Annotated in this window: 6 protein-coding genes and 3 pseudogenes; 5 read left to right on the top strand and 4 right to left on the bottom strand. The window is 35.1% G+C overall.

Going from position 1 to position 8,753, the window contains the following annotated elements; genetic code table 11:
- Positions 1–128: pseudogene (locus tag JCM21714_RS22540) on the top strand (UDP-glucose 6-dehydrogenase); the annotation flags it as partial.
- Here the strand turns inward: JCM21714_RS22540 and JCM21714_RS20310 are convergent.
- Positions 111–269 (bottom strand): hypothetical protein, encoded by a 159-nt coding sequence (locus tag JCM21714_RS20310; protein ID WP_158413556.1) that lies wholly within the window; start codon positions 267–269, stop codon positions 111–113. The pseudogene JCM21714_RS22540 and the gene JCM21714_RS20310 sit on opposite strands and share 18 nt — an antisense overlap.
- Positions 270–668: 399 nt before the next feature.
- On the opposite strand from JCM21714_RS20310, the gene JCM21714_RS19990 reads away from it, so the two are divergent.
- Positions 669–767 (top strand): sugar phosphate nucleotidyltransferase, encoded by a 99-nt coding sequence (locus JCM21714_RS19990; RefSeq protein ID WP_235183022.1) that lies wholly within the window; start codon positions 669–671, stop codon positions 765–767.
- A 390-nt stretch (positions 768–1,157) separates the two neighbouring features.
- Here JCM21714_RS19990 and JCM21714_RS17195 read toward each other — a convergent pair whose 3' ends face one another.
- From JCM21714_RS17195 to garR, 3 genes are all read right to left on the bottom strand, one after another.
- Positions 1,158–2,516 (bottom strand): GntP family permease, encoded by a 1,359-nt coding sequence (locus JCM21714_RS17195; RefSeq protein WP_035726272.1) that lies wholly within the window; start codon positions 2,514–2,516, stop codon positions 1,158–1,160.
- Between the two features lie 130 nt (positions 2,517–2,646).
- Positions 2,647–4,068, bottom strand: a complete 1,422-nt coding sequence (locus tag JCM21714_RS17190) for a four-carbon acid sugar kinase family protein (RefSeq protein ID WP_035726270.1) — start codon at positions 4,066–4,068, stop codon at positions 2,647–2,649.
- Positions 4,065–4,991, bottom strand: coding sequence for a 2-hydroxy-3-oxopropionate reductase (gene garR / locus JCM21714_RS17185; protein WP_268748397.1), 927 nt, complete (start codon positions 4,989–4,991; stop codon positions 4,065–4,067). The genes JCM21714_RS17190 and garR overlap by 4 nt, the downstream gene beginning before the upstream one ends.
- 158 nt (positions 4,992–5,149) lie before the next feature.
- Between garR and JCM21714_RS17180 the strand changes: the two genes are divergently transcribed.
- From JCM21714_RS17180 to JCM21714_RS17170, 3 genes and pseudogenes are all read left to right on the top strand, one after another.
- Complete coding sequence (locus JCM21714_RS17180) at positions 5,150–5,767, top strand: GntR family transcriptional regulator (RefSeq protein ID WP_035726266.1); 618 nt, start codon at positions 5,150–5,152, stop codon at positions 5,765–5,767.
- Between the two features lie 1,132 nt (positions 5,768–6,899).
- Positions 6,900–7,634, top strand: a pseudogene (locus tag JCM21714_RS22535) (nucleotidyltransferase family protein).
- Between the two features lie 884 nt (positions 7,635–8,518).
- Positions 8,519–8,753: pseudogene (locus JCM21714_RS17170) on the top strand (UDP-glucose 6-dehydrogenase); the annotation flags it as partial.

The following is an 8,753-nucleotide window of genomic DNA, read 5'->3' as shown; positions in this document are numbered from 1 at the left end:
CACGAGTAGTGAGAGACTTTAAAGAATTTAAAGATATATCAGACGTCATCGTAGCAAACCGTTTGAGTGATGATATAAAAGATGTGAAAGATAAAGTATACACCAGAGACTTATTCAGTCGGGATTAATGGGATTAGGGGGCAGGCTTCCTGTTCCATTTTTTTGTTTTTATAAGCAGCTGGTTTTATCCTGAAAAAATCCCTTGCCATAATATCAGATATAAAACGACTTAATACAAACCATGATGCTACCACAGGTAGCGATTCCATCCTTTTAAGCCCCATAAATGTAGAAAAAGAATCTCATATCTAATCTAGTACAATAATACAGATTCTTTTCACGTGCTTCCTTTTTTATTTTTTTGGCTTCTTTTTGTTGTTTTCGTTCTAGTAATATGCTTTTTATTTCTTGGCTGCTTATACGAAATCTATGCTATTAAGTTCTTTCATTGCGTTTACATTTGAAGGATTACGCACATTCAGAAATAGGAAATATGTTATAATAGTCTAGATTATTTGTGTTTCATAAATAACAGAAATTTATATATAAAACCAGGTTTGGTTGCATAAAATGGTATTTTCCAACACATATGGTAAAAGAGTAAGGTTCTAGTAAACCGTGATGGACAGAGCTTTCACAGGCTGTCATCTATATTCGGAGGGAAGCAGATGAAATGTATTATTCTTGCTGCCGGCTATGCCATAAGACTATATCCATTGACGAAAAATAAAGCCAAGCCCTTATTGGACGTGGAGGTGAAAAAGTAAAATTCAATGGTAAGGTTATTCAGGTAATGGAGGGGGGGGATAGTTATGTACAGATCAGGTGAAATATCAAATGGTATTTTTTGTAGTTTAATAGTACCTGTTGTCTTTGCTTGATTTTAGACGTGCAGGGATGATAGAAAATCGATTCAAATAGAAGTATTCTTAGGATTAGTTAAAAACACTATGTGGTGTTTGTCATTAATCATGCTTATTTGCAGTGTAACAAGTAAACCTAGATGCTAAAAGACTTTAATACATGACTGAATTTTTCTATTTGCATTTATTATTACAATTAAGAGTTGTCAAAAGAAGAACAACCGATGCGACTAGTTAGACTAGTATCATCGGCTGGTTTTTAACTATTATCATTATAGCTGACACATACAATGTTTATATACCTGGTAAAATGCCAGTGAATAAGCTTAAGAAATACACCATAGCTAGTGCAGTAAGTCCTGCGATAAAACCGCCAATAGACCATGCTTGAATGGTTTGTGGAATAGTTAAGCGACCAAATTTGTTAACTACCCAGAATCCTGAGTCATTTGGTAAGGAAAGACCAACTGCTCCTGCACAAATTGCAAGCCCTAATAAGACGGGTGAAACTCCAAGTTCCATGGCCATTGGTCCCATAATAGAAGATGTAGTAACCAAAGCGACAGTCGCAGAACCGAGTGATGCACGTAAAATTTGTGAGAAGATAAACACTAATAGTAATATTGGAATGTTCCACCCCCCCTGCATTGTATCTATAAGGTAATCCCCCCCTATACCACTTTGCTTGATAACGGCTCCAAATGCACCACCAGCACCAGTGATGAGAATAATCATCCCCCCCGCAGAGTTCATCGCCTGAGTGTAGAGTTTGTTGTAAGGAACATCAATATATGGCTTGAGAACAATGATGCCAACGATTAGACTAATTAATAGTGCAATGTTTTTGTCCCCAATGAAACCAAGAAATTTGGAAATTGAGTTATCACCTAACCACAAGTCAGTCACTGTATTAAGTAAAATTAGGATGATAGGTAATCCCAGTAAGAAAAAAGATAAGCCGCTTGATATTTCTTTTTTAGGCTTTGCTTCAATCTCTGGAAGCTGTGCTTCAATTTCATCAAGAGAGGGATGTATACGTTTTCCAATGAAGGAGCCGTAAAAATAACCACCCACTAATGCTGCAGGAATAGCACATATAATACCATAAATAATGAATAAACCAAGATCTGAACCTGTATTTTCAGCCACTACAATTGGTCCTGGAGTTGGAGCAATCATGCTGTGAGCAAGAATTAATCCCACACCTAATGCGGTTACAAAAGTAATGATTGAAATTCCAGTTTTCTTAGCAAGACTCTTTAACAATCCGCTTAGAATAACGAACGCAGCATCAAAAAATACTGGGATGGAAACTGCAATCCCTGTAATAGAAAGACCTGCAGGAGAACGCTTTACACCAAATATTCTCATGATTCCAGCTGCTATTTTTTCTATAGCACCAGAAGCTCCCAGAAATTCACCAAAGATAACTCCTAACCCAATAAGAATACCTACCCCCCCGACTAACGTATCTCCAAATCCTTGCGTAATAATACCAGGGATATCAGAGATAGGAAATCCAATCACAAGTGCTGTAAGGAATGCAACAACTATCAGGGAAATGAATGGATCAAGCTTCATCTTTAAAATTAAAAAGAATAATGCAGCTAGTGATAAAACAAAAATGATAATTAACATACTTCCAGTAATCATATAATAACTCCCTTTCCTTTAAATTAAATTTATTTGATAATGGTCACTCACTCTATTGGTCGAGTGATAACTTTTTGACTTTTTAGAGGTGAGTGACAATAAGTTAGACTCCATTTTTTGTGTAATAGTTTTAGCCTTCTAATGTTTTCGTAACGTGTAATAATGTAGCTTCTTCCCCAACATTTCCTGGAAAAATGATATAAGGAACATTCGGGAATTTTGACTCTTCACCTGTTTTCCAGACTGGAATGCCAGGTTCTATTTGTCCAGCCACTTCTGCTTTCTTAACTTCTAAACCATTTACGCCTATGTCACTAGATGTAATTCCACCTTTGGCAATGACATATTTTGGTTTCGGTTTGCAATTATTAACAAACTGAGTAACAGCATCTGATATCTTAACAGATAAAGATAACTCTTCTTCTCCTCGCCCTTTTCCTAAATCAAGCCGTTTTCTGGAAGTATAGACACATATTGATTTTCCTTCAGCAACATTAGTATCTACGAGAGCTTGAATACGTTCAGTTTCAGCGATAAATGCATCTTTTTTCGTTACCGTTTCCACATTGAATTCTACAAATGTAATGGTGTCTAGTTTCTTAAGATGATTAAGTTGATCAGTGGTTTTTTGAACATGAGAACCAACTATAATTAATCCACCATTTTTATTATCCGGGCTAACTAATTCTTCTTTTGTAAGCAAAGGCTTAGAAGAGATATTGCCGATGACTTTAGTAAAAGATGCCGCTGTACGGAAAATAAAATGCTTGCCATTATTTATCGCAGTTATTAGCGCAATTGTGAAAGCCTTTAAATCATCTTCCGTTACTGCATTAACCACCATTTTCTGGTATCCTGTCATTTCTTGAAGCTTCTTTGTCATTTTACTGATATCAAGTGAACGACATTCATCTAAGCTAATCGATAAAACATTTTCTTTTTTATGCAATCCTTCTGTTTTCTCTTCCACGTATTCCTTTAGATTACTACTTTTAAATCCAAACATCCTGTCGTTGGCAAACTCAGTTTCACCAGCAGGGATAAATGAATTACCTTGTTGCACGTAGTGAATATCATCGATAGTTAGACGACCGCCTTCTTTAAAAAATGGAATAATAATTTCACCATCGTAAGTGTGGTCGCTTTCTTTTTCCAATACATCTTTTAATACTTCAGTCTCTAGTGGATAATGGCCTCTAAGCGTAGAGTCTCCCCCCCTACTGATAAGAAGAAATGGTTGATCGAGTTCTTTGGAAACTTCAGCAATTCTCTTCGCAATTTCCGTGTGTACTTCCTTTGTTTGGGATTTTGAAAAAGAACGGGAATTTGTTAAAAGAAATACAAGCTGTCGGTCATCTTCGAATATTTTCCTGATCGTCTCTTTAGACCAATCTGTAAAGACTGGAATTCCATGAACTGTTTGTACGCCTGTTGGATCATCATCTAAAGCGATGACTTTATGTCGAAAGGAAGATCGAATTTCGCTCCAAAGGTTTTCAAGATCTGAATTATACTCTGATAATTGATCTAGTCTTTGTTTCAAGTCAATCATTTACTACCACCCTTTGGTACTTGATAGTTTGCAACTTGTTCATAGTACTGAATCAATCCCGAATGGTCATCTGTTTGTTTGCCGTGCGCTTTTAATGATTGGAACATTTCTATTACATTAGTTGTTAATGGAAGAGGAGTTTGTAATTCTCTTCCTGTTGCTTGAACATTCAATAGGTCCTTTAAGTTGATTTCAATACGTCCACCTGGCTTAAAATTTCTTTCAATAATTAACGGCATCTTAGCATCAAGCACAGTGCTTCCTGCAAGACCACCTCGGATTGCCTGATACATTTTCTCGATATCTACACCAGCTTTAGATGCTAGCACAACGGCTTCACCAATAGCAGCAATTGTAACATTTACGAGGATTTGGTTAGCAAGTTTTGTAGTTGAACCGCTACCAATTCCACCTACAAGAGTAATTTCTTCACCCATAGCTTCAAGGATAGGTAATGTCTTATTGAAGACTTCTTCCTTACCTCCTACCATAATTGCAAGGGTACCATCGATTGCTTTTGGTTCACCACCACTTACTGGTGCATCAAGATATTCCACACCATTTTCATTTAATCGTTCTGCCCATTTAACAGATTCAACTGGAGAGACAGAGCTCATATTGATGACAACAGCATCTTTTTTAAGTGATTTCGACACTCCATCTTTACCAAATAGAACATTTTCTATTATGCCTGATGTGGGTAACATTGTGATAAGAACGTCACTTCCTTCAGTAGCCTCCTGAGAAGAGAAAACCTCCATTCCACCTTTTTCTACTACTTCTTTACGAGCATTTTCATTGAGATCAAACGCTTTCAATTCGAAGTTGTTTTTAAGTAAGTTGAAGGCCATTGGCTTACCCATTATTCCGAGTCCAATAAATCCAATTTTCATTTGTAATCCTTCCTTTCCAAAATTAAATATTTGATGACAAAAAGAAGTATACTATAAAATTTCTAAATTGTATACAATATTTAGATATTTTGTATACATTTTTATAAAATTGTATACAAAATATTATAACAAATTGATGTAATTATCTGTATAATAGAGTTAGGTATTACATTGAAAGGAAAGTTAAAATGACTAAAATTAAAAAAACCGCACAAATCATTGCTTATGAATCAATTAGGGAAAGTATTATAAATGGAGAATTCGCTGGGGGGGGAATGAAACTGGTGGAGGAAAAGCTTGCAATTAAAATTGGTGTCAGCCGTACGCCCATCCGTGATGCAATTCGTAGATTAGAACAAGAAGGTTTTATAAATAATAAGAAGGTTATTAAACCTACCGAAACCGATCTTCGTAATCAATTCGAAATGCGCATGCTTATTGAAAGTTACGCTGCCAGCAAAGCTGCCTCCTATATGATTGACGATGACATTGCAAAACTTAAAAACGCGATTCATATCGCTCGAATTAGTGAAGATAATGGAGAAGTAATTAAACAGAATAAAGAATTTCATGATCTTATTGTTTTAGAATCCCGTAATCCTATTATGATTGAAACCGTCAATCGCATGCAATCCATTATTTATTTGTTTAGTAGAGCAGTTGTGTTGCATAAAAGACCTGGCCTTATTGACGAGCACGAAGAAATATTAAAAGCTATTATAGAAAGAGATCCTGAGATGACAAGTCAAAAAATGAAAGAACATCTGCACTCTGACCTTGAATTCACATTACGTATTATTAAATAAAAAACGGAGCGAAATTGGTGCTAATTTGGACCAAAGAATTCGTTTAGACAGAAATACAAAAAATAGACCATCCAATAATTTGCTGGAAGATAATCTCATGCTTCAAATTTTAATGAAATGGTGGTCTAACGTATTCTAAGTTATTATGAAAAATGGGACTAGAGGACAGAATTTCTGTCTCACCTTTTTATATGTTTTTATCCTGAAAGAATGTCTTGTCATAATATCAGATATAAATCGATCTAATATAATCTTTGGTGCTACTTAAGCAGAAGTTAGAATCTATTTTATCTTTTCATAGAGATAAAAACATAGGAGCAGAAGTAAATCCCTCTGCTGAGTTATTTTCTTTTAAATTTGAGTATTTAATGAAGCAGCTAAAAAGACGATAGAAGAGATTGTGAAGGTATTGAAGCAACATTCATACTGAATTATGAAAAAATTGTTTTAATATTGGGCAAAGACCAGCGAAAAATCAAATTGTTCTCGTATAGAGTACATTGTCAAGTTTAATAATGTTCGGAAATCCGTTCATCACTAAATATATTGAGAAAATCATTAAAGGGTGTTGTAAAGTACTATTGGTTGATTTAGAAATCAGCGATTGATGCATCAGAACAAATAAACGACATCCCTAACTTGCTCAAGTGGTATTTTTCCTGAATGTCTAATTGTCCTTTTTATTAATATCTTCCATTTCCTCAGGAGTAATCCCAAAAGGAAATCCGCCTTCGGTATATCCTGCGATGAAAGCAAATGTTTCATCAGATTCATTTAAATCATTTAGATCATTTAGTTAACGTGCTTCCTTTTTCATCTTTTTGGCTTCTTTTTGTTGTTTTTCGTTCTAGTAATATGCTTTTATTTCTTGGCTGCTTATACGAAATCTATGCTATTAAGTTCTTTCATTGCGTTTACATTTGAAGGATTACGCACATTCAGAAATAGGAAATATGTTATAATAGTCTAAGTTATTTGTGTTTCAAACGTAATAGAAGTTACATATCAAAAGCAGGTGTGGGTTCCTAAAATGGTGCCTCTCAAACATATATAGTGAAAGATTAAGGTTCTTGAAAACCGTGATGGACAGAGCTGTCATAGGCTGTCCCCCCCTAAATTTGGAGGGAAGCAGATGAAATGTATTATTCTTGCTGCCGGCTATGCCACAAGACTATATCCATTGACGAAAAATAAAGCCAAGCCCCCCCTTTTGAACGTGGCGAGGAAACCAATCCTCGATCATATTATGGAAAAGGTCCAAAAAGTAGCACAAATTGATGAAGTCTATATCATCACCAATGAAAAGTTCACGTCAAGCTTTCAGGATTGGGCTAATAACTATCAAGGGGGGGATAAACAAGTCACTGTTGTTAATGATCATACGACAACCAATGATAATCGCTTAGTGGCCATTGCCGATATCGAATATGTGTTAACCGAGAAGAAAATTGAGGAAGAGATCATGGTCCGTGCGGGAGATAACCTGTTTGATTTTGAGCTTACTGATTTTGTTGATTTTTATAAGGAAGTGCAAGCAGACTGTATTATGACTCATGAGTTGAATGATCCATAGGAAAGGAAGCGAACGGGCATTATTGAAGTCAATCAAGCAGGTGTGGTTACTTCTTTTGAAGAGAAGCCTGAGGCACCTAAATCCAATTTGGCAGTACCTCCTTTTTATATATATCAAAAAGAAACCTTACCTTTAGTAAAGCAATACTTGCAGGAAGGGAATAACCCAGATGCACCGGGATATTTTATTCCGTGGTTAATTCAGCATAAGCAGGTATATGCCTATAAATTTACTGGATTTCGGTATGATATTGGTACGATTGAAAGCTATCAGAAAGTACAAAACTTATTTTAGAAAGGAAGCGAGAGGACGAAAATAGATGTAGCGGGGGGGAAAATTTTAAAGTTGTTGTATGCGATTCTTTTATCGCAACTTCATGATTTAGGAAGTTCTCTTTTGGATTTAATAGATTTATTGCAATTACACGAACAAATCCACCAATAAACACGATCAAAAATGATTGTGTTCCGCATAATTTTAGATCTTCTTTTTTCTTCATTCACGGTAAAAAAAATAATCGTTTAAAAAGTATGTCTCAGTTCCACTTGCGAAAGAAATCAATACTTAATTTTTAAAAAAACCCTCATTATTAAAGCGATTTTTGATTAAAATTCATCCACTTGAAAAATCCAGTTAAATAATCTGATGTACAACATTTTATGATTGCACTAAAACTTCCCCCCCGTCTTTTCAGACACTCAATTATATCCGAATATATATATGAATGACGAATGGAGCAGTACTAAAAATGAAATATTTTTCGTACAAGCGAAGCTGGATTCTTTTCTAAGAAACTATTAGGTGCATGTTGTACTGTAATAGGAATTTTTATTTGTGTAGGTGATGTCATCAAAGAGATTGTGAGATTAATTTCCGGAACACTGAAGGATATGAGTAACACTATTTATGTAAAGAAAATATTAAGCATGAATAACTGACGCATTTTCGATTTATTTTTGAATAAGCATTAAGCAACGTCATAGAATCTGTGGTAGAGTTTAGTAAGAAATTTTGGCTTATAAAATCAGGAGATATGATGCATCGACAGAAGATTTGGCAGGTTTTAATCCGAGATTTTGATAGGAGAAGTTTGCGGACTGGTACGTAATTTATGGATAAAGATATGATATTAGTACCATTTAAAGTTATTAAAATCTATCTTTTGAAGGGAAGAGAAAATGAAAATTGGAGTAGTGGGGGGGACCGGATATGTAGGGTTATCCAATGCAACTTTACTAGCGCAGCATCATGAAGTAGTGGCAATCGATATCATTGAAAAGAAAGTGATGATGATTAACAATAAGAAATCACCAATCGTCGACAAAGAAGTCCAGTATTTTTTAGAGTCAAAGGATTTAAACCTGCTTGCCACAACAGATGTACATAAAGCCTATAAAGATGCCGATTTTGTGA

Source organism: Gracilibacillus boraciitolerans JCM 21714 (genome assembly GCF_000521485.1).
In the GTDB taxonomy this organism is placed as follows: Bacteria; Bacillota; Bacilli; order Bacillales; family Amphibacillaceae; genus Gracilibacillus; species Gracilibacillus boraciitolerans.
The sequence above is the reverse complement of the archived record's forward strand: the minus strand, read 5'-3'. Positions and strand labels throughout refer to the sequence as shown.

Excerpts from the sequence above, each read along its gene's own strand:
- JCM21714_RS20310 (WP_158413556.1), bottom strand. The coding sequence starts at position 269 with ATGGAATCGCTACCTGTGGTAGCATCATGGTTTGTATTAAGTCGTTTT.
- JCM21714_RS19990 (WP_235183022.1), top strand. The coding sequence starts at position 669 with ATGAAATGTATTATTCTTGCTGCCGGCTATGCCATAAGACTATATCCA.
- JCM21714_RS17195 (WP_035726272.1), bottom strand. The coding sequence starts at position 2,516 with ATGATTACTGGAAGTATGTTAATTATCATTTTTGTTTTATCACTAGCT.
- JCM21714_RS17190 (WP_035726270.1), bottom strand. The coding sequence starts at position 4,068 with ATGATTGACTTGAAACAAAGACTAGATCAATTATCAGAGTATAATTCA.
- JCM21714_RS17180 (WP_035726266.1), top strand. The coding sequence starts at position 5,150 with ATGACTAAAATTAAAAAAACCGCACAAATCATTGCTTATGAATCAATT.